The sequence below is a fragment of the Paraburkholderia strydomiana genome, from assembly GCF_046030495.1.
In the GTDB taxonomy this organism is placed as follows: Bacteria; Pseudomonadota; Gammaproteobacteria; order Burkholderiales; family Burkholderiaceae; genus Paraburkholderia; species Paraburkholderia strydomiana_A.
The window spans coordinates 183,088-205,974 of sequence record NZ_JAQQCJ010000010.1; the positions used below are offsets into that span (position 1 = coordinate 183,088).

Consider the following 22,887-nt stretch of genomic DNA (forward strand, 5'->3'; position numbering starts at 1 on the left):
GACGCCTGGTCATTCATCAGTACGCTTTGCATCCCGATACTAGCACTCACGAAACTCCACCACGAGGGACCGCCGAACGTGCCGGCATCACCACAAGGAGACTGCGGCTACCGATAGCCCGCGCATTTCGCAGATCAGCTTTTGATTTGCCCGATCGTCGCGCGGGCATGCTCGGAGTGCAATTCGCGGCGTCATCAAAAACAGGCAGCAAAACCACGCCTTCCCGTATCGCTGCCTTTTGCCTCTCAGGAGTTATTCATGTCCGCTGTTGATTCCTCTCTCTCGTCCGTCGCAGACTTCGCCGCCGTCAAGGTCCGGCAACAGGCAACATGGTCGACGGGCAACTATGCCGTCATCGGCACCACGCTGCAAATCGTGGGCGAGAATCTTTGCGAAGCGCTCGACTTGCGCGCCGGCAGTCGCGTGCTCGACGTCGCCGCAGGCAATGGCAACGCGACGCTTGCCGCCGCGCGCCGCTGGTGTGACGTCACTTCCACCGACTATGTCGCCTCGCTGCTGGAATCAGGGCGTGCGCGGGCGCAAGCAGAAGGGCTGCCCGTACTGTTTCAGACGGCTGACGCCGAGGCACTGCCGTACGAAGATGCTTCGTTCGACGTCGTGATGTCGACGTTCGGCGTCATGTTCACCCCGGACCAGGAGAAGGCAGCTGCCGAACTCGCACGAGTCTGCAAGCGTGGCGGCCAGATCGGTCTCGCGAACTGGACGCCGGAGAGCTTCATCGGACAGGTCTTCAAGACGATCGGCAAGTACCTGCCTCCGCCCACGGGCGTGGTGTCACCGGCGCTCTGGGGTACGAAGGCGCGACTGGATACGCTATTTAGCGCAAAGGCCCGGCAGATCGTCGCGACTAGCCGCTATTTCTCGTTTCGCTACCATTCACCGGCGCACTTCATGGAAGTGTTCCGCACATATTACGGGCCGATGAACAAGGCCTTTGCCGCACTGGACGGTGAGCGGCAGACCGCGCTTCTCGACGACCTGATGATATTGATCAGTAGCCACAACCGGTCGGGCGACTCGACGCTCGTCCTGCCGAGCGAGTACCTCGAAATCGTGATCGAGCGGTCATGAGAGAAGTCGGGTGGGGAGCCGCTGCTTGCTCGACGTCGGCTTACGGCAAGAAATTTGGCCTGCTTACGTGGATGCGGCTTACCCGCGCTCGCTGACTTCGTCGCGTCCGCGAGCGCGAGCGCGACGGAGTCGGCACGCCGATCTGCATGTCAGCGAGCCGGACTGTAGCTAGTTCAAGCCTCTATCCCGCAATGTACGTCATGAGCATTCTCCCTGCGCATGCTTTCGCGCGTGCAAACGGTTCAACGAGATTAACGACCGCTTGCTCTCGCACTCATGAGACAGAACCCCGCGGAGAGCAGGAGCAGTCTATCCAAACGAGCACACGCTCTTAAGGCGTAAGAGACACCGTCTGTCTGTCGTGGCTTCCTTTCACACGGGTAAGCGAGTGATGTTCGTTGGTGAGCCAACCCCCGCTCGCGCCTGTGACATCCGTATCGCAACGCGCGCCGCGCGCTTCGCGTTGCCTGAAACAAGGTGGGGAATTCTGCCAGGCGGCGGGGGCACGCAACGACTCGGCAAGATTGGCGGCCTTGGCATTGCGATGAAAATGATCTTGACCGGCGACGAGATCAGCGCCGATTTTGCGCTGAACTGCGGGCTGGTAACTGATCTGGTCGACAGGCGGGAGCTCGAAAACGCCGCACTCGCCATCGCCGGGCGGATCGTGAAAAATGGCCCCCTGGCGGTGGTATCCGCTCGGCAGGCGCTGCTTGCGAGTTTCGAAGTCTCAATGAAACAAGGTCTGGCCAAAGAAGCGGAACTGCAACGCAATCTATTGCTCACTGAAGATGCGACTGAAGGGGTCGCCGCTTTTGCCGCACGACGCCAGCCGACATATAAAGGCTGCTGATTTCGACGACTGGCGGCGCGGGAGAGAGTCGTATCACACGGCTCGTACACGCGCCGCCTGGCCCCTCCGAAGGCTCACACCACCCCGCCACCCGCGCGCACCACCGCGACAGGCTGCGCCAGCGCCAGATGACGCAGCAGCTTGGTCACCATCACAACCACGATGCCCGCGAGAATCACGAAGAACACCGCGAGCGGCGTCAGAATTTGCACCGACACGAAGCCGGCCAGCCCCATCATCGCCGACGACACGAGCAGCAGCGCGCACCCGAGAATCGCGCTCGTGAGCCCCGCGATGTGCGGAAACAGCGAGTTGCCCTTGGCCATCAGCGTCGGATACATCGCGCCAGCGCAAAAGCCCATCACGAGCACAGGCGTGGCGAGCGTCCACACGCGCAGGCCGATCGTGAGCGCAAGCACGAGCATCGCCACCGCAGCGGCGGCCATCAGGCGCGCACCGATGCGCAGCCGCTCTTCCGCGCTCGGCAGACGAGGACCGTGCAAGCGGTTCGACAGGCCGCCAAGAAAATACATCATGCCGATGCCGAGCGCGAGGTAGCCGAAGAAGGTCGGCGGCTTGTGCAGTGTGTTCTGCACCATGAACGGTCCGATGATATTGAACACCAGCAGGATGCTGTAGCACAGACCCTGCGCAAGAAAGCAGCTCTGGAACACCGGACTCGCGAGCACCTTGCGCGCGTTCGTGACCAGCGTGCGCGGTTCGAGATGCACGGGCCGCGGCAATGTTTCGCGATAGCGCCACAACAGCGCCCACATCACCAGCGAATAGATCAACAGGAAGACAAGGCAGGCTCGCCAGCCGAACCACGTCTGCAGATGGGCGCCGATCACCGGCGCCACGATCGGCGCGAGCCCCCACGCAATCGACATGTAGGTGAATGCGTGCATCAACGCCTGACCCTTGAACGAATCGGTGATGATCGCCTTCGCGAGCAGGTTGGTGGTGGCGATGCCGAAGCCCTGCAGGCAGCGTGCGAGGATAAACATCTCCAGGTTCGGCGCCACCAGCGAGAGCAGGCAGCCGATCGTGTAGATGACGAGCCCGAACCCCAGCACAGGCTTGCGGCCATACGCATCGGCGACCGGTCCGAAGATCAGCTGGCCGAACGCGTAGGCGACCATATAGCCAGTCACGCTCGTCTGGATGGCCTGCGGCGAGGTGGCGAAGAAACGCGCCATGGCGGGCAGCGCAGGCACGTAGATATCGATCGCGAGCTGCCCGGCGGAAGCGAACAGGCAAATCAGAATCAGCAGGAAGCGCGGCGAGTTGGGTGCCAGGGCGGAAGTGCCGGCGTGGTGGGCGTTATCGTGGGTCATGACTGCATCAATGGGGAATGCCGGTGGCGCGGCATAGGCCGGTTCGAAAGCCGAACCAGACGTGCGCGCGATGTTATTGCCCGCTATTGTGCCTGTGGTTACGCGCAGACGCGGGATTTCCCTGGTGGGGGAGTGGGATGCGCAATGGCGCGAGGTGGTTGATATCGCGCTCACATCGCGCTTCAGGATGGCGAGGACTCGCCTGACAGGCTGGCGTGATTCACCGAACGGCTCACGCTACATGGCGTCGCAATCGCAGCGATTTCCATGGCCGTCCTGACCAGTTCCCACAGCATCTGCGGACGCGTCTCGCGCACGATCTTGCCGTTGTCCGTGCTCTCGATGGTGGACAGACGATCGGTATTCGCCTCGATCAACGCCGCGAGCTTGTGCATCAGCCCCGCGCGCAGCACGCCCGGAGTATTGCGCCAGCCGTCATGAAACGCCCGGCTGCATGCGTGCCGCGACTCGCGCGACACGCCGATGAAGGGAATCTTCAAACGAAGGAGACCTGGCGTCCAATATCGAATTGGAACTTCTGTTATTTCGATTCGATCGGATTGTGATCGTGTGAGAGGTGCAGACAAACAAACGGCGCGGCGGCGCAAGCCCGCAGACCTTCCTGCAAGGCTTTCGCCACCGCGCCGCCTTGCGCTACGCCGCCTTTGAACTTACTTGACTGCCTGGATTTCGTCGGCGAGCTGCTTCATTTGCGGAGTCTTTTCGTACTTCGCCCACACCGGCTGCATCGCCTTCACGAAAGCCGGCCGGTCGATCTGCGATGCGGTGACGATCGTCGCCCCGCCCTTGGTCACCAGCTTGCCCGCGTCGGCTTCGCGCGCGGTCCACAGCTTCACGTAGTAAGGCACCGAGTCGGCCGCAGCCTTCTTGATGATGTCCTGTTCCTGCGGCGACAACGTATCCCAGACCTTCTTCGAGAACACGAGGACTTCCGGCGTCATCGAGTGCTGGGTTTCGGAATAGACCTGAGCGACCTCGAAGTGCTTGCCCTCTTCATAAGTCGGCAGGTTGTTTTCCGCGGCATCCACCAGACCCGTCTTCAGGCCCGTGTACACCTCCGCGGTCGGCATCGGCGTGGGGGTGCCGCCCATGGCGCGGATTTCGTCGACCATCAGATCGGACGGCTGCACGCGCACCTTGAGGCCCTTCATATCAGCCGGCGAATGGATGGCGCGCTTGGCGTACATCGAACGTGCGCCGCTCTCATAGAACGTCAGCGCGATCATGCCCTTCGCCTTGAAGGCGTCGAGAATCTTCTGGCCTTCCGGGCCGTACATCACTTTGCGGAAATGATCGATGTCGCGGAACAGGAACGGCAGCGAAGGAATCATCGACTCGGGGACGATCTCGTTGAACGCCGCACCATTGGCGCGAGTCATGTCGAGTGCGCCGATGCGCACCTGATCGATCGTGTCGTTTTCCGAACCCAGCGCGCTGTTGCCGAAGACCTTCACGGAATCCTTGCCGCCCGTCGCCTTGTTGATCTGCTCACCCATGTACTTCACGGCCATGTTGGTCGGATAGGTGTCGCCATGGACGTCCGCTACGCGAAAGACCCGCGCTTGTGCCGAACCGGCGCTGAATGCCAGTAAAGAGGCCGCAATAATCATCGGGAAACGGGAAGAGGCGAATTTCATTTTCATCATGACACTTCTTAAAATAGATCGGCCAACGGATTGCGGATTCGACGACATGGTTTGAAGACGCCGCACGGCGGAAAAATCGCGATGTTTTGTTCAGTTGCGTCTCTGAAAAGCACATATGTTGTACGACAACTTACAAATTCTATAAAGCGCGGTTTGACTTGTACAGACCGTGTTTACCCGCTGAGAGAACGCGATTCGTCATGAACGGGTCATCGTTTATCGTCTCGATGTCCGTTGCCTGCAGGCGGAAAGAGTGAAATTGCCGCGGAATCAGAGCCCCACCGCGATGCCGATGTCATACGATGACTGTGCTCTGTCGAACGGGAGCAATTTCATCGAATTCAGGGAGATGCGGATAAATAAAGCAATTCGCCAAACCCGTTTATTCGCGTGCGCAGAGTAATGGATAAACAGCAAACGAGAAGCCGCAAGAGTCGCGGGCTGACCATTGATTTCACACTGCCGAAGACGGAAGACCATTACCCCGATTGTGCCACCGGCGCGCGAGCGAACTCCGTTTCCTTCACGGCTTCGGCCAGATAGTCGACGAAGGACGCGATCCGTGCCGATATCGCGGTGTTGCGCAACAGGCCGAAATCCAGCCGACGTTCGATTAGCAGACAAGGCGCTTTGCGCGCTTCGCCTCAGTTCCCGATGACGACCGTACAGGACGATCTCGCTTCACTGACCACGGCGAAATGCGCGGTGTGATAGTGAGAGCCACCTATGCGCGAAAGCGCACCGGCAGGTTGCGATGAACGGGCGAGCGGAGCGACTTCGGCCCGTTGAGGCAGCGTTACGTGATCAACGTGCGATACAACTCGTTGGCGCGAGTCAGATGTGCGCGCATGGCTTCCGATGCTTCGTCGCCATCATGTTTGGCGATTGCATCGACGATACGCTGGTGCTCGGAAAGCGTCAGTTCCTCGGCACCCGGCGCACGGACAAGCGGCCGATAGTATTCGCCGGCCCAGCGAAACAACGATTCGACGATCGACGGAAAAATCGGATTGCCGCTGATCTTCGCGATCTCGCGATGAAACGCCATATCGCGTTCGATGAACTCTTCGAGATTGACCATCGACGCACGATGCTGGGCCACGCTCAATTGCAGCCGCGCGACATCTTCTTCGGTCGCGCGTTCGGCGGCCATGCGCGCGGTGCCTGTTTCCAGAAAGAGCCGCGCGTGCTTCAGATGCTCCAGCATGTCGGGATACGTGCGCAGCAGATGCATGGCGCCGCCGGCAATCTGTCCGATGAGCCGGTCCGCCGTGGGCACGACCACGCGCGCGCGTTCACCGTGCACGATCTCGACGATGCCCGAGCGCTCCAGCGAAGCACGGCGTGCGCAACTGGCACATCTATATCGGGCTTGCCTACACGACAGGCGTCCGCGGTTCGATATTGAACTCGACTACAACCTTCTTCAGCGTGTTGCTCGCCCATTTTATTTACAGGAACGATAAGATTTCGCCGCACAAAGCTGCCGGGTGTCTGCTCGGATTCGCGGGCGTAACGCTCGTCAATCTCAGCGGCGGCATGCTTGACTTCGCATTTACATTGCGTGGCGAAGGCTTCATCGTTATCGCCGCCTTTGTTCTTTCCGTCGCGTCGATTTACGGGAAACGCGTGTCGCAGGGCATGGACGTCATGGTCATGACCGGCTACCAATTAGGATTTGGCGGCATTGTCCTGTTAGCGATGGGTTATGCCGCGGGCGCAACGCTGCGCGAATTCACGCCGGGATCGGCCACCTTGCTGGGATATCTGGCAGTCCTTTCCGCAGTGGCTTTTACTTTGTGGAGTTTGCTCCTCAAATACAATCAGGTCGGCAAAGTCACCGTTTTCAATTTCCTGGTGCCTGTGTTCGGCACGGCGTTATCGGCGATATGCCTGAACGAGAACATCATGGATGTTGAAAAATCTCGTGGCGCTCGTTCTCGTCTGCAGCGGAATATGGCTGGTCACGCGTGTGCCGCAAATGCGTTCCCGTTATTCGAAACCGGCGGCCACTTTGGCTGATGCTCAAGGGTGCGGCCGAAGCCACGGCTGATAACAGGATTGCGCGAGGCCGCAACCCGTTGCGGCCTGCTATCGTCCTTCAGAACGGTCACTCAAATCCGGGGGAAAGGCACTCGACAGTGCGCAAGTAATGAATACCGCGCGTTGATCGAAGGCAACCTGCTTAAGTCCTCGTTTTTCTGTCCTCGTTCTTCTCAAGGCGCCAGAGCTTGGCGGCTTCAGCACTGTCGGCGTCTTTGATGGCACGCTCGCCAACGCCAACGCGCCCTCCCAGGTTCACGCCACAACCAGTTGACGCAAATACTCGGCCGTGCGGCTCTCCTTCGCGCGCGCGACTTCAGCCGGAATGCCGCTCGCCACGATCGTCCCGCCGGCGTCGCCGGCTCCCGGGCCGACGTCGATCACCCAGTCGCTTTGCGCCGCCACCCGCATATCGTGCTCGACCACCACCACGGTATTGCCCGCGTCGACGAGGCCCTGCAATTGCACCATGAGCCGGTCGACGTCGGCGGGATGCAGGCCGGTAGTCGGCTCGTCGAGTATGTACAACGTGTCGCCGCGCTGTGCGCGCTGCAGTTCGGTCGCGAGTTTGATGCGCTGCGCCTCGCCGCCCGACAGCTCGGTGGCCGGCTGGCCGAGGCGCAGATAGCCGAGGCCAATGTCGCGCAGTACGGTTAGCGCCCGCATCACGCCGGCTTCCTCGGCAAAGAAACTGCACGCGGCATCGACCGTCAGGTCGAGCACCTCGGCAATGTTTTTATCGCACCACGTGATTTCCAGCGTCGCACTGTTGTAGCGGGTGCCGTGGCAGGTCGAGCAAGGCGCATACACGCTCGGCAGAAACAGCAACTCGACGCTGACGAAGCCTTCGCCTTCGCACGTCGGGCAACGGCCCTGCGCGACGTTGAACGAGAAGCGCCCCGCGCCGTAGCGACGCTTGCGGGCGGTGGGTGTGTCCGCGAACAGCTTGCGCACGTGGTCGAACAGGCCCGTGTAGGTGGCGAGGTTGGAGCGCGGCGTGCGACCTATCGGCTTCTGATCGACGCGTACGAGCCGCCGCAGCGCGTTCATGCCCTCGACGATGTGGCCGCTCGTGGGCACGGTTGCGCCGGCGAGCAGCGGATCCTGTTCGTCTTCGTCCGGACTTTCGATGATCCGTCCCAACCGGCTCGCGACCAGTTCAGGCAGCGCCTGGCTCACGAGGCTCGATTTACCCGAGCCCGATACGCCCGTGACAGTCGTCAGGCAGCCGAGCGGAAACGCGGCACTCAGCCCGCGCAGATTGTTGCGCGTGATATTGACGAGCCGCAGCCAGCCCGCGGCGTCGCGCGGTGTGCGATCGACGGGGGCGAGCGGCGCGAACAGATGCCGGCGCGTCTGTGACGCTTCGACCGTCTCGAGTCCGGCCGGCGGCCCGCTGTAGACAACATGACCGCCCGCCTCGCCCGCCGCCGGACCGACGTCGACCAGCCAGTCGGCGCGCCGCATCATCTGTAAATCGTGCTCGACGACGAACAGCGAATTGCCCGCCGCTTTGAGTCCTTGCAGCGCGCTGAAGAGCGCTTCGCCATCGGCGGGATGCAAGCCGGCCGATGGCTCGTCGAGCACATACACGACCCCGAAGAGTTGCGACGACAGTTGCGTGGCCAGTCGCAAGCGCTGCAATTCACCCGACGACAGCGTCGGCGTGCTCCGCTCCAGCGCAAGATAGCCGAGACCGAGGTCAACCAGCGTGCCCAGGCGTTCCAGCAATTCGGCGGCGATGCGCTGTGCCGCGACGCGTTTTTCTTCCGAAAGGTTCGGCGTGCGCCGCACGTCGGGCGACGCCTTATGCGCCGAGCCGCCCGCGGCAACCCGCTTGTCGACGGCGTCACGCATCGCGCTTTTGCTGAGCACGCCGCCTTTGGCCTTGGTCACCGTGGCGGGCTCCGGCCATTCTCCGCGCGCGATCGGTTCGAGCAGCGTGGCGAGCCCCGCGAGCGGCAACTGCGAAAACTCGCCGATATCGAGCCCGGCAAATTTCACCGAGAGCGCTTCTTTCTTGAGCCGTTTGCCGTGACAACTCGGACAGCCGCTGCCGACCATGTACTGCGACACGCGCTTTTTCATCAGCGCGCTTTGGGTGTTCGCAAAGGTGTGCAGCACGTACCGGCGTGCACCGGTAAAGGTGCCCTGATAGCTCGGCTCGTCCTTGCGTCTGAGCGCGGCGCGGGTTTCCCTGGGCGTCAAGCCGGCGTAGACAGGCACAGTCGGCTGTTCATCGGTGAAGAGAATCCAGTCACGATCTTTTTTCGGCAAGTCGCGCCATGGTGTATCGACGTCGTAGCCGAGCGTCACCAGGATATCGCGCAGATTCTGGCCGTGCCACGCCGGCGGCCACGCGGCAATCGCGCGCTCGCGGATGGTCAGCGAGTCGTCGGGCACCATTGATTTTTCGGTGACCTCGTACACGCGCCCGAGCCCATGGCATGTCGGACAGGCGCCTTGCACCGTATTCGGCGAGAAGTCCTCGGCGAACAGCATCGGCTGCTTCGGCGGATAGTCGCCGGTGCGCGAATAGAGCATGCGCACGAGGCTCGACAGCGTGGTCACACTGCCCACCGATGAACGCGCACTCGGTGTGCCGCGTTGCTGTTGCAAGGCGACCGCCGGCGGCAACCCTTCGATTGCGTCGACTTCGGGCACGCCGACCTGTTCGATCAGGCGCCTCGCGTACGGCGCAACCGATTCGAAGTAGCGCCGCTGCGCCTCCGCGTACAACGTCCCGAACGCGAGCGACGATTTCCCCGAGCCCGACACGCCGGTGAACACGACGAGCGCATCGCGCGGAATCTCCACGTCGACGTTCTTCAGGTTGTGCTCGCGAGCTCCACGCACGCGGACAAAGCCGCTGGCGGCGCCTGAGGGCACGAGGGGCGAACCGGGTTTGGTGCGGATGGCGTCCATGTCGATCGATAGCGGATGAGCGCGATGCCTGCGGGCTGTGCGAACGCAGATGGGAACGCACGGAGCATGCCAGATCTAACGCGAGATGGTCGGACGGGATGGCAATGGTAGGCGAAGTAACTCGCGGACACGCCACGCTTCAGGCGCTTGAGCACCGTTTCGGCATGCCTGCTTCCGCCTCGCGGGGGCCATCCACCTTGCTCGCCAGCAATATTCAGCGGCAACGCCAACGGTACCAGCCAAAGCCACCTCAAGCAGGCAAGGCGGTGTAGCGCAGTTCGCAAAACACGTTCAACCGTGGTTATCGATCCATGCCCGGCACCACTCGAGCCCAGCCAGGCGCGCTCCCTCGTCGGTTTCAAACGTGCCGAGCACGCCTGAACCTTCGACCAGCTTGCCCGCGCGCATGATGGTGCCGCCTGCCGCGTACCCGCCATCCTGAAGAATGGCATGGCCCCAGACGGAATAGCCCTTGTAGATTTCAGGTTCCACTTTCGCTCTCTGCATTGACGTGCTGTCGCTTCATTCACCAGGTTACCGGAACACGGCGACGCGGAGTGGGCTTTTCAACCACGTGCAGCAAATTGCAGAAGCTACGTCGCGCACAACCCGTAACCAGCGATGACGGCCTCGTTCATTTCAGACACGCAACACGTTGCCTTCCGGCGTAATCAGTCTGGGTATGTCGAGGGAAGGCGGGGCGGCCGGCTTCTTCGCCGTGACAATGGGCGTGCGTTTGGGCGGCGCGGATCGCGGCATCGGGTCAGCCACGCGCCGCGGCAAAACCTTTGTGGCGTTGCGGCGGGAACTGGCGGCACTGTGAGCCTTCGGCGCGCACTTGCCGGCGGCAATACCCGCACTACCGATACGCGCCTCCGGCGGATTCCAGATTTCCACGTAACGCTCGCCGGCTGTTACGGTCGACGCGATAGTCAGCAGCAGTACTCCAGCACCGAGCAATCGAAACATGTCTTCTCCGTCTATTTGCGTGCGATTAAGGATGGCACGACTTCGCGGCACCCATGCACGAGCCGTCACACCCATCGCAGTCATGCCGGTCGCGCACCGCCCGGTCCACCGGCCAGTTATTCGTTGCGGCCGCCATGGACGTTCCCACCTCGTGCCCGTTTTCGCTGGCATAAAACGTCGGCTCACCGGCTTTCCCGCGACGAATCGCTTCGTCGATCTCCCGCTCGCCAAACGCCGATTTCATCTCGGCAACAAACGCGGCTATTTCCGGCATCGGATGGCCGACCGGCATCCGCACACGCATGTCCATTCGCTGCCCCCTGAAAAAAGAGCGGGTTCACTGTCTCGACGCTCTGCGCAAGATACTGTACATTCATACAGGTATTTTCGCAAATGGGAACTGCGGGGTCGTGGGTGGCCGGTGCCGGGCTGCCGGTGCATCGCCGGCTGATTCGCGTTGGTGAACGTGTCGAGCCAGGCGCAAAGCGCGGTATCGAATAGGCCGTCAAGGGCGAGGACTGTGAGTTTAATGGCGTAAGTGACACCAAATCTGGCATTTACGACACTAGTGCCATGGCCGCTTCCCATCTACAGTGACGTCGATCCGAACGCCGCCCGAAGGCGCAGCAGCCTGGCCGCACAAGCACAAGCACAAGGATAGCCATGAATCGCTCAGCCCAACTTGCCCTCGACAACCCCGTCTGGTCTGCCCTAACAACCAGACAGGCGCATCTGCGCGAGGGCGACCGGCTCGCTTTCCGCTACCACCCGGATATCGCGCCGTTTGCAGGCGTCGAAAGTGAAACCGAAGCGGCTTTTCAGGAACTCGGCGGGCTGCTGCCGTCGCCGCAACAGGTGGCCATGTTGAGCCTCGCCCCATTGCCGCAGATGGAGGCCGTGCGCTGCGAGCACATCGGCGTCGTGCGTCAGATGGTGGCGACGGGCGAGCCAGCCGGCGGGACGAACGACGAGGTGATCCGCCTCACCGACCTCGACGCCGCAGACATGCTCGAGCTGGCTCAAAAGACCAAGCCCGGTCCCTTCGGCAAACGAACGCATCAGATGGGCCATTACATCGGGATTCGCGACGGCGGCCGTCTGATCGCGATGGCGGGCGAACGCATGCAGCTCGACGGCTACGTCGAGATAAGCGCGGTTTGCGTGGATGACGAGTATCGCGGCAGAGGTCTCGCCGCTCGCCTCATGAACATCCTGCGTCGGGAAATCAGGCAACGCGGGGACATTCCGTTCCTGCACGTGTTCGACGACAACCACTCGGCAATCGCCTTGTATGAGCGCCTCGGATTCGAGATGCGTCAGACGTTCCTCCTCTACCGGATCAAGGGCAGCGATCCGGCTGCGGCGTGAGGGGAAGGCGGAACAGCGTTCGCTCACACCGGCCGTGCTCGTCGCACGGCCGGTGTGGAAATCAGCGCGACGCACCACGCCGGACATCAGGCAACTTTCAGCACCACCCTGAAGCGCGCCGCGCCGCTCATCATCCGGTCATATGCTTCGGCCGCACGTTCGAGCGGAAACTCCTCGATCATCGGCTTGACGCCGGAGAGCGCGCTGAAAGCGAGCGTATCCTGCGAGTCGGCGGACGTGCCCGAGGGCCAGCCCTGAACCGAATTGCGGCCCATGATGAACTGGGCGATGGGAACCTCGACCGGCTCCTCTGAAATGCCGACCATGATCATCTTGCCGTTCAGCCCCAGCCCGCCTACCGCTGCGCTCATGGCTTTTCCGCTCGTGACCGTCGCGAGAATGACCTTCGCGCCGCCGAGTTCGTTGAGCTTTTCGGGAATGCTCTGCGTCGTGCTGTCGATGTAGTGGTGCGCCCCAAGTTCTTTCGCCAGCGCGGCCTTGTCCTGTCCGCGAGCGATGGCCACCGTGTTGAAGCCCATCTTCCGGGCGAACTGCACGCCGAGATGCCCCAGCCCACCGATACCGAGAATGGCGACCACATCGCCGGCCCGCGCGCCGCTATTGCGCAATGCATTGAACGTCGTAATGCCCGCGCAGAGCAACGGCGCGGCATCCGCATCGGACAGGTCGTCCGGGATGCTGGCGAGTGCTTCCACCGGCGCCACGACGAATTCGGCATAACCGCCGTCGTAACTGATGCCCGGCACCTGCGCTTTTTCGCACAGGACGAAGTCGCCCTGACGGCAACGGGTGCATCGCCCGCAATGGCCGCCATGCCAACCCACACCGACCCGCTGCCCGACGCGCCATCCGTCCACGCCGCTTCCGACGGCATCGATCACGCCAGCTATTTCATGGCCCGGAACCCGTGGAAATTGCAGACCAGGCCACTGCCCCTCCTTGGTCAACGAATCACTGTGGCAAATTCCGCAAGCCTGAACCTTGATGCGGACCTGGCCCTCGCCCGGTTCACGAACCTCCAGCTCGACAAGCTTCAATGGGCCCCCTGCTGTTTCCACCTGTACAGCCTTCATCCTGGACATGAGCTTCACCTCGGTAGTCATCGATGTGTTGGCATGCCGAGGGGCGATCTGCTTTGACAGCCCTCGGCGTCAAAATGAACACTCCGCGTTCTCTCGGCGTGAGGCGCGGGATCGCTGTCCTCGGCGCGAGAGCGTGAGCTCATTGACCATAGTTGAAAATCCGGCGGAATCCAACTGGTGGGGCTAGCTGGCCGACCTCGCGGCGTCGCACCATGAACAAGATCGCAAAATGCGGAGCCGCCGATACTGGGATGACACGAGGCCATGCCGCGTGAAGCTTTGGGGAGGGAGGACAAACGTGTCGGCGCAGCCGAACAAAACTGGAAGACCGTATCGCGCAGGGCGCAGATCGTAGCCTGAGTGCCTGGAGTCGGGCAATGCCGTTGAAAAGATCCGCTCACGCTCCCGCGTGAAGCGAGGCATGGTCTGGGCGACGAAACACCGCCCAACCATGCGTTCCCGCTCACACCCGCCAGGCCGCACCCGCAGGAAAATCATGCTGATCGAGCGACGCCGCGTGCATTTCGATGCTGTAGCCGGGCCGCCCCGGCGGCATGTAACGGCCGTTGCGGATCACGACGGGATCGACGAAATGCTCGTGCAGATGATCCACGTATTCGAGCACCCGGTTTTCCAGCGAGGCCGACACGCAGATATAGTCGAACAGCGAAATATGCTGGACGTACTCGCACAAACCGACGCCGCCCGCGTGCGGACACACCGGCACACCGAATTTCGCCGCCATCAGCAGCACGACGATCACTTCGTTCAGGCCGCCCAGGCGGCAGCTGTCCACCTGACAGAAGTCGATCGCCTGCGCCTGCAGCAGTTGCTTGAACATCACGCGGTTATGGCAGTGTTCGCCGGTCGCCACGCCGATCATCGGCTTTAACCGCTGGCGGATCGCCGCATGTCCGAGAATGTCGTCGGGACTCGTGGGCTCCTCGATCCACCACGGATCGAATTCCGCGAGCCGCCGCATGTTCGCGATCGCTTCATCGACATCCCACACCTGGTTCGCGTCCATCATCAGCTTCAGGTTCTCGCCGATTTCTTCGCGCAGGATGCGGGCCCGGCGCATGTCTTCTTCGAGGTTGCCACCCACCTTCTGTTTGAAATGTGTCCAGCCCTGCGCGACGCCTTCGCGCGCGAGCCGGCGAATCTTGTCGTCGTCGTAGCCGAGCCAGCCGGCCGACGTCGTGTACGCGGGATAGCCGTGCGCGCGCATTTCCTGTTCGCGTTCGCCGCGCGTTTTCGCATGACGATGCAGCATCGCGATGGCTTCCTGCGGCGTGATCGCATCGGTCACGTAACGGAAATCGAGGCAACGTACGAGTTCTTCCGGACTCATGTCGACTAGCAGCTTCCACACCGGCTTGCCTTGCGCTTTTGCCCAGAGGTCCCAGGTCGCATTCACGACGGCCGCGGTCGCGAGGTGGATCGCGCCCTTGTCCGGGCCGATCCAGCGCAACTGGCTATCGGAGGTCAGCTCACGCCAGAACGCGCCCATGTTCGCGGCGATATCCTCCAGCGTTTTGCCGACGATCAGTGGCGTGAGCGCCTGCACCGCGCTCACGCAGATTTCGTTGCCGCGTCCGATCGTGAACGTGAGGCCATGGCCGGTGAGCGAGGCCGGCGAATCCGTTTCAAGCGTCACGTAGGTCGCGGAGTAGTCCGGCGCGGCGTTCATCGCATCGGAGCCGTCGAGTGAACGCGAGGTCGGAAAGCGGATGTCCCGCACGGACAGCCTGGTGATCGTCGTCATCTGAACACGCTCCTGGGGTCACTGCGATCGGCTTGCGCGCATGCACCTTCTATAAGCGCAGGCGGCACGCATGGGTGCGCTGCAAGTTCAACGTACGGTCTTTCGCGCGCGATACGTGGGCCACAAGAACCACCGGGGCCATGAAAGCAGGAAGGGCCGCACGCCCTTCCCCGCTCATCGCGCATCGGCGCGCATCAACGCACCGCGGTCAATCGTAGAGCACGGCGGCGATCTTCGGATCGCTCATATTGGTCTTGTCGTACCAGAAGAAGCCCGTATCGATCTTCGGGGGCAGCTTCTCGCCCTTGAGCGCCTTCACCGCCGAGTCGACCGTGCACTTGCCGATGCCGACCGGATTCTGCGTAATCGCGCCGAGCATGAGCCCCGAACTGATGTTCGCTTTCTGCTCCTTGCCGGAGTCGAAACCGATCAGCACGAGTTTCTTGCCCGCTTCCTTGACGCCAATCGCCGCGCCTTCCGCCGAGCCTTCATTCGCGCCGAAAATGCCCTTCAGGTTCGGATTGGCCTGGATCATCGCCTTGGCGATTTCCGCCGACTTCAAATGGTCGCCGCCGCCATACTGCACGGAGACGATCTTGACGTTCGGATGCTTTTTCATCTGATTCAGGAAACCGTCGCGGCGATCGACACCCGTGCGGCTCGTCTGGTCGTGCACGATCACGCCGACCTCACCGGCATTGCCGATTGCCTCGGCCATCTTGTCGGCGGCGAGCGCGGCGGCGGCCACGTTGTCCGTCGAGCAGGTGGTGAGCGGAATGTCGCTGTCTACGCCGGAGTCGAACGCGATCACCGGTATTTTCGCGGACTGCGCGCGCTTGAGCAGCGGAATCGCCGCCTTGCTGTCGAGCGCGGCGATGCCGAGCGCCTGCGGCTTCTTCGCGAGCGCGGCCGAGAGCATGTCGATCTGCTTGTCGACCATCGCTTCGGTTTCCGGGCCCTCGAACGTGATCCTGACTTTGTGCTCCTTCGCCGACTGCTCGGCGCCGGATTTGACGGCCTGCCAGAACTGATGCTGGAAGCCCTTCGAAATAAGCGGGATATAGACGTCATCCGCATACGCGAGATTCGCCCCGCCAAGCAAAGTGCCCAGCCCGACCACGACACCGAATATTTTTCGATTCAACATGGAATTTCTCCTCCTAAGGTGGACCATCTACCTTCAGCCGCTGAGGAAGCCTTTTTGCGCTTCCCTTCTTTGAAATTGTCCGGCTCAGCGTCAGCTCTTCCTGCGCCGCAGGATGTCGGCATAGACCGCGAGAATGATGATGAGGCCTGTCACGACGATCTGCCATTCCTGAGCGACCGACATGATGCGCAGCCCGTTGGTCAGCACGCTCATGATGAACGCCCCGATGATCGTACCGAGAATCGTGCCCGAGCCCCCGCTCAACGACGTGCCGCCGATCACCACCGCGGCGATCGCTTCGAGCTCATAGCCCTGGCCGAGCGCCGGCTGGGCCGAATTCAGGCGCGACGCGATGAGCAACCCCGCAATGCCGCAGATCGCTCCGCTCAGGCCATAGATGGCGATCTTCCATCGATCGACGTTCACACCGGAAAGACGCACCGCTTCTTCGTTGCTGCCGAGCGCAAACGTGTAGCGGCCAAGCGCCGTGCGATTGAGCGTGATCGAACTGGCGATCGCCAGAAAGAACAGAATCAGCACCGCGTTCGGAATGGGCAGGCTCGGCAGCAGATAGCCGATGAACGAATCCTGCGAAATCCGATAGAAATTTTCGGTGTCGGTGAAATAGATCGGCTTGTCGGCCGAGACCACGAGCGAGAGCCCTTTTAACAGCATCATCATGCCCAACGTCGCGATGAAGGGCGGGATTTTCATTTTCGCCGTGAGGGTCCCCGAGACGGTCCCGCAGATTGCGCCTGTACCGATCGCGGCGAGGACGCCGACCCACATCGGCAGATGCCAGTAGGTGAGAAACACGCCGCAGATGACCGCCGTGAAAGTCATCAACGTGCCGACCGACAAATCGATGCCGCCCGTAATGATCACGAACGTGCAGGCAATCGCCAGCACGCCGTTGACCGCCGTTGCCTGCAGAATGCCGAGCATGTTGTCCATCTGCATGAACGCCGGCGAAGCGAAGCTGAAGAAAACCAGCATCAGGATCAGACTCGCGAACGCGAGCAGCTTCTGCAGCGCGGTCGGCGAAAAGACGCGGGCGCGCAGGCCGGAATAACGTCCTTCTCTCGCGAGCGCCGATGTGTCCGATGGCAATGTCATAGTGGCCTCTGGCGGTTCATGCCGCCGTTTTCAGGGTTTCGCGCTGTGTCGCCAGATGCATGATGCGCTCCTGCGTAGCTTCCGCGGCGGAGAGTTCGCCGGTAATGCGCCCCTCGCACATCACGATGACGCGGTCGCTCATGCGCAGGATTTCCGGCAACTCCGACGAGATCATCACGACCGCTTTGCCTTCGCTGGCGAGCGCGCGCAGCAGCTTGTAGATTTCATTCTTCGCGCCGACGTCGATACCCCGTGTCGGCTCGTCGAAAAAGAGCACGTCGCAGTCACGCTCCAGCCATTTCGCAATCACGATTTTCTGCTGATTGCCACCCGACAGCAGCCGCACCTCCTGCGCCGCGGAGGGCGTGCGAATCGCCAGCAGATTGATGAAATGGCTGGCTGTCCTGCGTATCTGCGCGCGCCGCAGAAAAAAGTTGCACGTCAGGAATTTGCTCAGATTCGACATGACGATGTTCGATTCGACGTCCATGCCGGTCGCGAGGCCGAAGCGCTTGCGGTCTTCCGACAGATAGCCGATGCCGCGCTTCACCGCGTCGCTTGGACTGCGGATGATCGCCTTGACGCCTTTCACGGCGATCTCGCCGGATTCGATCGGATCGGCGCCGAACACCGCGCGGGCCACTTCGGTACGGCCCGCGCCCATCAATCCGGCAAAGCCCAAAATCTCGCCCTTGCGCAGCGTGAAGCTCACGTCCCTGACCAACGGACCGGCATTGAGGTTTTTGACATCGAGTGCGACCTCGCCCTTCTCCCCGGTGCTGTGCGACGGTTCGATATCGGTCAGGGTGCGCCCGACCATCATCCCGATGATCGCTTCCACGCTGGTGTCCTGGGCGGCGACGGTGGCCACGTATTCGCCGTCGCGCATCACGGTGACGCGATCGGCGATCTGCTTCAACTCATCCATCTTGTGCGAGATGTAGATGATGCCGACGCCCCGGCTCTTCAGTTCGCGGATGATGCGAAACAATTCGGCAATCTCGGCGTCGTTGAGCGCCGAGGTGGGCTCGTCCATGATCAGGACGCGCGAATCGAAGGACAAGGCCTTGGCGATCTCGACCATCTGCTGCCGGGCGACCGTGAGGGCGCCGACTACGGCGCGCGGGTCGAGATTCACGTGCATGCGGGCAAGGATGTCGCGCGCCTGCGCATTGAGCTTGTCTTCGTCGAGAAACAGGCCGAAACGCCCGCGCGGCTCGCGACCGACGAACATGTTCTGCGCGACGCTCAGGTGATTCATCAGTTGCAGTTCCTGATGAATGATGCCGACGCCCACGGCCTGCGCATCGCGCGGGCTCTGGAATTCGACCGGCTGGCCGTCATAGAGGATTTCACCCGAATCGCGGGTGTAGACGCCAGCGAGGATTTTCATCAGCGTCGACTTGCCGGCGCCGTTCTCGCCCATCAGCGCATGGACTTCCCCCGCCATGAGCTCGAACTGGACTTCGTGAAGCGCCCTCACGCCGGGGAAGCTCTTGTTGAGCCTTTTGACGGAAATCAGCGGGGTCACGGCGCGGATCGGACAACGATTCCACTACGGCCGCGTGCCTCGACGCGACGCGCTGACGGCCCGAGCGCCGGGCGCCCCCCGCTTACATGAATGAACTCGCAAAGAGAAGCCAGACACATTGCTGGGCCCCCGGAACCGATGTGCCACGATTTTACGACGCTGCCGAACAGGGGCTCAAGCCCAGGCATTCCCCAGTGTCGGGGGCTTTGTCCCTGCACAATGGACTTGAAGAAAATCGGCAATAGACTCGGGAAATATCGTGACGAAGCTGGCTCCCGGTTTTACCCGTTGTTTGTTCTGCTACTCACAGCCAAACTTGTTTCGGCGCCGGATCATTTACGCCAAACTTTTAAAACATTCAACCACTCACCCGTTGTTATGGCGCAATTTCGTGCCGCAGTTACTATAAGCAAACCACGTCGCCGGTCACACGGTCGGCCAAACCTTCAATGTACATCCGGGTTCCGCGGTCGCATAGCAACGCGCGTCGTGCCGTTTCGATGCAGCCCCACAGTTTGGGACGCACGGTGCATCACGCGGGCATTCGTCCATTCGACAACGGAAGCTGGATCTGAACAACGCGACGACCGCAAAGCTGCGCCATCGACCGCCAAGAATTGGCCGCATCCTCTGCCGGTTTCCCGCTGCGCAAATGCCTGCCCGCCTCGGCCAGGCTCGCGCCTCAGTGGTGAACGGGCCGCGCCGGGGAACCCATTGGCCGAATCACTGCCGCCGCTCGCGCCTGGACTCTTGCCGCGGACGAAGTCGTTTCACGTGGACTGGTTGCGCGGTCGTACCCGTTCATCTCTTCATCGATGACGAAGTCCGCGACTCTCCTCGCGTCCATCGCGTTGCCGTCCACGTCGGACCACTCACGAATCGCGCGATTGACTCTGGTGAGTGCCCCAACCGCAAGTAGTACGGCGTCGGTCTCGGTGATCTTGCCTTCAAGATCATCTGCGAGGTAGTCCGCAACGCGTAGCGCCGCGTCGATCAGATTGCTGTCGTCAATCAGGTCCGTCAATACCGCATGAACCACTGCGAGGCAGGCATCTTTGCGTGCAAGTGCGATATCTGTCATGAGGTTCTCCAGAGTCGAGGTGACTGGTTAGCGAACTTTGGCTACCGCGTCGTTGAACGAAGCGAACGCCACTGCGCCCCTCACTGCGACGGCCACGGCAGCGGCAGCGGCAGCGGCGATATCAGGTGCAAACACAATTTACTCCGAGTTCTCCCGCCTGCCTATCGCATGCGCCACGCGCGCTCGCCTGCGGGGTTTCAGCGTACGTCTGCACACGCCTCTATCAGACCTTCACCTCGTTCTCCAACAGCTGATTCTTTTCGAACGCCGAGACGTTTTCGAGCGTGGTCTCGCAGATGGTCGTCAATGCCTCATGCGTCAGATAGGCCTGATGTCCAGTCACGATAACGTTCGGAAACGACACGAGGCGTTGAAAGACGTCGTCAGTGACAATCTCGCTGGAGAGATCGCGGAAAAAGAGGCTGCCTTCCTGTTCGTACACATCGATTCCAAGCCCGCCCAGCTGCCCGGTCTTCAGTGCGTCGATCGCGGCCTCCGTGTCGAGCAGCCCGCCGCGGCTCGTGTTGATCAGTATCGCGCCCGGCTTCGCGCGCTTGAGCGTTTCCGAATTGATGATGTGGTATGTCGCGGGGGTGAGTGGACAATGCAGCGAAATGATGTCGGCGTTCTCCCCAATCTCGCCCGGCTTTGCATAGCTCAGACCGAGCGCCTCGAATTCCGCCGAGGGTTGGGGATCGAAACCGATCACCTCGCAGCCGAAGCCGAGCATGATCCTCGCGAACACGCAACCAATCTTGCCCGTTCCGACCACCGCAACCGTCTTGCCGCAAAGGTCGAAACCCGTCAGACCGTCGAGCGAAAAGTTCGAATCGCGGGTGCGATTGTAGGCACGGTGCACCTTACGGTTGATCGCGAGCAGAAGTGCCACCGCGTGCTCCGCTACGGAGTTGGGCGAATACGTGACGACACGCGTCACCTTTATGCCGACCTTTGCGGCAGCCTCCAGATCGACGTTGTTGAAGCCCGTGCAGCGCAACGCGAGCAGACGTGTGCCACCCTTGTGCAACGCGCCCAGTACTTGCGCGTCCGCCTTGTCGTTCACGAAAATACAGACGGCGCCGTAGCCGGCGGCGAGACCGACCGTGTCCATCTCCAGCGAAACGTCGAAGTAATGCAACTTATGCTCGCCGCGCTTGTTGGCCTCGTCGAGATACCGACGTTCATAGCGTGTCGAGCTGAATATCGCCACTTCCATGATGGACTCCTTCGGGATCCGTAATGCGAATTTCCTTCGCCCGTGACGCGGGCACGTCTAGCCGGCTGCAATCGCAATCGCGATCTGCACGAAAAGCACCTTGACGATGGTCATCGACGGAAAAATCATCGCGTACATGATGTCGGGCTGATCCGTCGGCGCGACGCGGTTGGCAAAGGCGAGAATCGCCGGGTTGCCGGTCGCGCCGCAGATCACGCCGACGGACGTGTCGAACGACAGCTTGAAGATCCACAGGCAGCAGATCGCCGTCACGCCGACCAGCACCAGCAGCGTAATGGCGCCGTAAAGCAGCAGCAGCGGCCCGGCGGCGCCCACGGTCGCGACGAATTTGGGTCCGCAAGCGATGCCCACCTGCGCGAGGAAAATCGTCAGTCCGAGGTTGCGCAGGACGAGATTCGCCGAAAGCGGCATCACCCAGACGAACGGTCCGCTGCGACGCGCCTTGCCCAGACACAGCGCGACCAGCAGCAACGCCGCGAGACCCAGGCTGAACGCGCCGAGACCGGGAAAGCGCAACGGGATCGCACCGACCAGCAGGCCCGCGGCCGCGCCTATACCGAGGCAAATGAAACTGAGGTCGGCCGTGCCCTTGATCGAATCGCCGAAGAACGCGCGCACGCTCGCCTGATGCGCGCGATTGACGAGCAGGCCGACCCGGTCGCCCGCTTCGAGAATGAGGTCTGGACTGGACAGCAGATCGGTATCGCCGCGCCGCACATGCGCGACCGCGCAGCTCACGCCGTCCGGGTAGCGCAGACTGCCAAGCGGCATTCCGATGACCGCTGGATTCGATGCGAACACGCGCATATAGTCCAGATCTTCCCGATGACTCGCCATTCGCCCAGGCTGCAACTCACCGCACAACGCCGTTGCTTCGCCGAGCAGGCGGGGATCGGTGGCGGTGACGAGGAGGACGTCGTCAGCGCGCAGAACAAAGTCGGCGGTGATCAACTGGTTGTGATGCGCACGCCGCACGGCCGCGATTGCCACACCGGCAGGCAGCCGTGTCAAAAGCTCAGACACCTTGAGACCGAAGAGACTGGCATTGCGCAGCGCGATTTCCGCACTCTCCAGCAACTTCGCAGGCGGCTTACGTATCTCGACTTTCAGGGCCAGTTTCAGCGCGTAGATGAATAGAATCGGCCCGGCCACGCCGAACGGATAGGAGACGCTATAGGCCACGGCGGCATCGCTGCTCTTCATCGATGCGATGGCAACCTGCAGGCTCGCCGTGCTGGTGCCGCTGCCCGCGAACATGCCGAGAGCATCGGCGAGCGTAGCGCCGAAATGGATGAAGCCGCACGCTACGAGACCCGACACGATCACGCCGAGACACGCGGCTGCATTGGCCTTCATGCCCTCCCGGCTGGTGAGCCCGCGGAAGAACTGCGCGCCATACTGAATGCCGATGCCATAAAGAAACATCAACAAACCGAGCGTGCCCAGCAACGCAGGCGGCGTAGATTTCGGCGCGAACGCGCCGAGCGCCAGTCCAACGAAAAGCACGGCCCCGGAGCCCAGAGCCACGCCCTTCACATTGATTTCGCCGATCAGGTAACCGACCGCAATGGTCAAAAAGAGCGCGAACAGCGGCTGACTTTCGACGAAAGCTCTGACTGCATCCATGCTGCCCCCAGATGATCGACAAAGCGA

18 protein-coding genes and 2 pseudogenes are annotated in these 22,887 nt (G+C 61.7%); 4 read left to right on the top strand and 16 right to left on the bottom strand.

The annotated features are described in order from the left end of the window. The first annotated feature begins 258 nt into the window (after window positions 1–258). Together PQQ53_RS15725 and PQQ53_RS15730 are read left to right on the top strand one after the other, a co-directional pair. Window positions 259–1,092, top strand: a complete 834-nt coding sequence (locus tag PQQ53_RS15725; RefSeq protein ID WP_408324831.1) for a class I SAM-dependent methyltransferase — start codon at window positions 259–261, stop codon at window positions 1,090–1,092. Window positions 1,093–1,483: 391 nt separating this feature from the next. Beyond that, on the top strand, window positions 1,484–1,945 hold the full coding sequence (locus tag PQQ53_RS15730; RefSeq protein ID WP_408324833.1) for an enoyl-CoA hydratase/isomerase family protein: 462 nt from the start codon (window positions 1,484–1,486) through the stop codon (window positions 1,943–1,945). Between the two features lie 74 nt (window positions 1,946–2,019). Here PQQ53_RS15730 and PQQ53_RS15735 read toward each other — a convergent pair whose 3' ends face one another. From PQQ53_RS15735 to PQQ53_RS15750, 4 genes and pseudogenes are all read right to left on the bottom strand, one after another. Continuing rightward, window positions 2,020–3,282 carry a multidrug effflux MFS transporter gene (locus tag PQQ53_RS15735; protein WP_408324770.1) on the bottom strand — a complete coding sequence of 421 codons (1,263 nt, stop codon included), beginning with the start codon at window positions 3,280–3,282 and terminating at the stop codon, window positions 2,020–2,022. A 182-nt stretch (window positions 3,283–3,464) separates the two neighbouring features. Continuing rightward, the gene (locus tag PQQ53_RS15740; protein WP_408324772.1) at window positions 3,465–3,782 is read right to left on the bottom strand and encodes an aldehyde dehydrogenase family protein; all 318 of its coding nucleotides are present in this window, start codon (window positions 3,780–3,782) and stop codon (window positions 3,465–3,467) included. Window positions 3,783–3,953: 171 nt separating this feature from the next. Further along, window positions 3,954–4,946 (bottom strand): TRAP transporter substrate-binding protein, encoded by a 993-nt coding sequence (locus tag PQQ53_RS15745; protein ID WP_408146028.1) that lies wholly within the window; start codon window positions 4,944–4,946, stop codon window positions 3,954–3,956. Between the two features lie 799 nt (window positions 4,947–5,745). Next, window positions 5,746–6,285: pseudogene (locus PQQ53_RS15750) on the bottom strand (FCD domain-containing protein); the annotation flags it as partial. A 26-nt stretch (window positions 6,286–6,311) separates the two neighbouring features. On the opposite strand from PQQ53_RS15750, the pseudogene PQQ53_RS15755 reads away from it, so the two are divergent. Then, window positions 6,312–7,002 (top strand): annotated as a pseudogene (locus PQQ53_RS15755) (DMT family transporter); the annotation flags it as partial. Between the two features lie 245 nt (window positions 7,003–7,247). Here PQQ53_RS15755 and PQQ53_RS15760 read toward each other — a convergent pair. The 4 genes from PQQ53_RS15760 to PQQ53_RS15775 all read right to left on the bottom strand — a co-directional run bounded on the left by PQQ53_RS15760 (window position 7,248) and on the right by PQQ53_RS15775 (window position 11,196). Next, window positions 7,248–9,917, bottom strand: coding sequence for an ATP-binding cassette domain-containing protein (locus PQQ53_RS15760; protein ID WP_408324774.1), 2,670 nt, complete (start codon window positions 9,915–9,917; stop codon window positions 7,248–7,250). 291 nt (window positions 9,918–10,208) lie between these two features. After that, window positions 10,209–10,409, bottom strand: a complete 201-nt coding sequence (locus tag PQQ53_RS15765) for a hypothetical protein (RefSeq protein WP_408146034.1) — start codon at window positions 10,407–10,409, stop codon at window positions 10,209–10,211. Window positions 10,410–10,556: 147 nt separating this feature from the next. Beyond that, complete coding sequence (locus PQQ53_RS15770; RefSeq protein WP_408146036.1) at window positions 10,557–10,886, bottom strand: hypothetical protein; 330 nt, start codon at window positions 10,884–10,886, stop codon at window positions 10,557–10,559. 25 nt (window positions 10,887–10,911) lie between these two features. Then, window positions 10,912–11,196: a hypothetical protein gene (locus PQQ53_RS15775; protein WP_408146038.1), complete on the bottom strand. Its 285-nt coding sequence runs from the start codon at window positions 11,194–11,196 to the stop codon at window positions 10,912–10,914. 353 nt (window positions 11,197–11,549) lie between these two features. Here PQQ53_RS15775 and PQQ53_RS15780 point away from each other — a divergent pair, with 353 nt between their 5' ends. Further along, window positions 11,550–12,254 (top strand): GNAT family N-acetyltransferase, encoded by a 705-nt coding sequence (locus PQQ53_RS15780; RefSeq protein ID WP_408146040.1) that lies wholly within the window; start codon window positions 11,550–11,552, stop codon window positions 12,252–12,254. Window positions 12,255–12,340: 86 nt separating this feature from the next. Here PQQ53_RS15780 and PQQ53_RS15785 read toward each other — a convergent pair whose 3' ends face one another. The 8 genes from PQQ53_RS15785 to PQQ53_RS15820 all read right to left on the bottom strand — a co-directional run bounded on the left by PQQ53_RS15785 (window position 12,341) and on the right by PQQ53_RS15820 (window position 22,860). After that, window positions 12,341–13,357: an alcohol dehydrogenase gene (locus PQQ53_RS15785; protein ID WP_408146042.1), complete on the bottom strand. Its 1,017-nt coding sequence runs from the start codon at window positions 13,355–13,357 to the stop codon at window positions 12,341–12,343. 463 nt (window positions 13,358–13,820) lie between these two features. Further along, window positions 13,821–15,122, bottom strand: coding sequence for an L-fuconate dehydratase (locus tag PQQ53_RS15790; RefSeq protein WP_408146043.1), 1,302 nt, complete (start codon window positions 15,120–15,122; stop codon window positions 13,821–13,823). 208 nt (window positions 15,123–15,330) lie between these two features. Further along, window positions 15,331–16,269, bottom strand: a complete 939-nt coding sequence (locus tag PQQ53_RS15795; protein WP_408146045.1) for an ABC transporter substrate-binding protein — start codon at window positions 16,267–16,269, stop codon at window positions 15,331–15,333. Between the two features lie 90 nt (window positions 16,270–16,359). Continuing rightward, window positions 16,360–17,385, bottom strand: a complete 1,026-nt coding sequence (locus PQQ53_RS15800) for an ABC transporter permease (protein WP_408146047.1) — start codon at window positions 17,383–17,385, stop codon at window positions 16,360–16,362. A 16-nt stretch (window positions 17,386–17,401) separates the two neighbouring features. Next, entirely contained in the window at window positions 17,402–18,916 is a 1,515-nt protein-coding gene (locus PQQ53_RS15805) for a sugar ABC transporter ATP-binding protein (protein ID WP_408146049.1), read from the bottom strand. A 682-nt stretch (window positions 18,917–19,598) separates the two neighbouring features. Beyond that, on the bottom strand, window positions 19,599–19,997 hold the full coding sequence (locus tag PQQ53_RS15810) for a hypothetical protein (RefSeq protein WP_408146051.1): 399 nt from the start codon (window positions 19,995–19,997) through the stop codon (window positions 19,599–19,601). Between the two features lie 223 nt (window positions 19,998–20,220). Continuing rightward, window positions 20,221–21,213 (bottom strand): 2-hydroxyacid dehydrogenase, encoded by a 993-nt coding sequence (locus PQQ53_RS15815; protein WP_408146053.1) that lies wholly within the window; start codon window positions 21,211–21,213, stop codon window positions 20,221–20,223. Window positions 21,214–21,270: 57 nt separating this feature from the next. Continuing rightward, window positions 21,271–22,860 (bottom strand): aspartate:alanine exchanger family transporter, encoded by a 1,590-nt coding sequence (locus PQQ53_RS15820; protein ID WP_408146055.1) that lies wholly within the window; start codon window positions 22,858–22,860, stop codon window positions 21,271–21,273. Window positions 22,861–22,887: the final 27 nt, after the last annotated feature.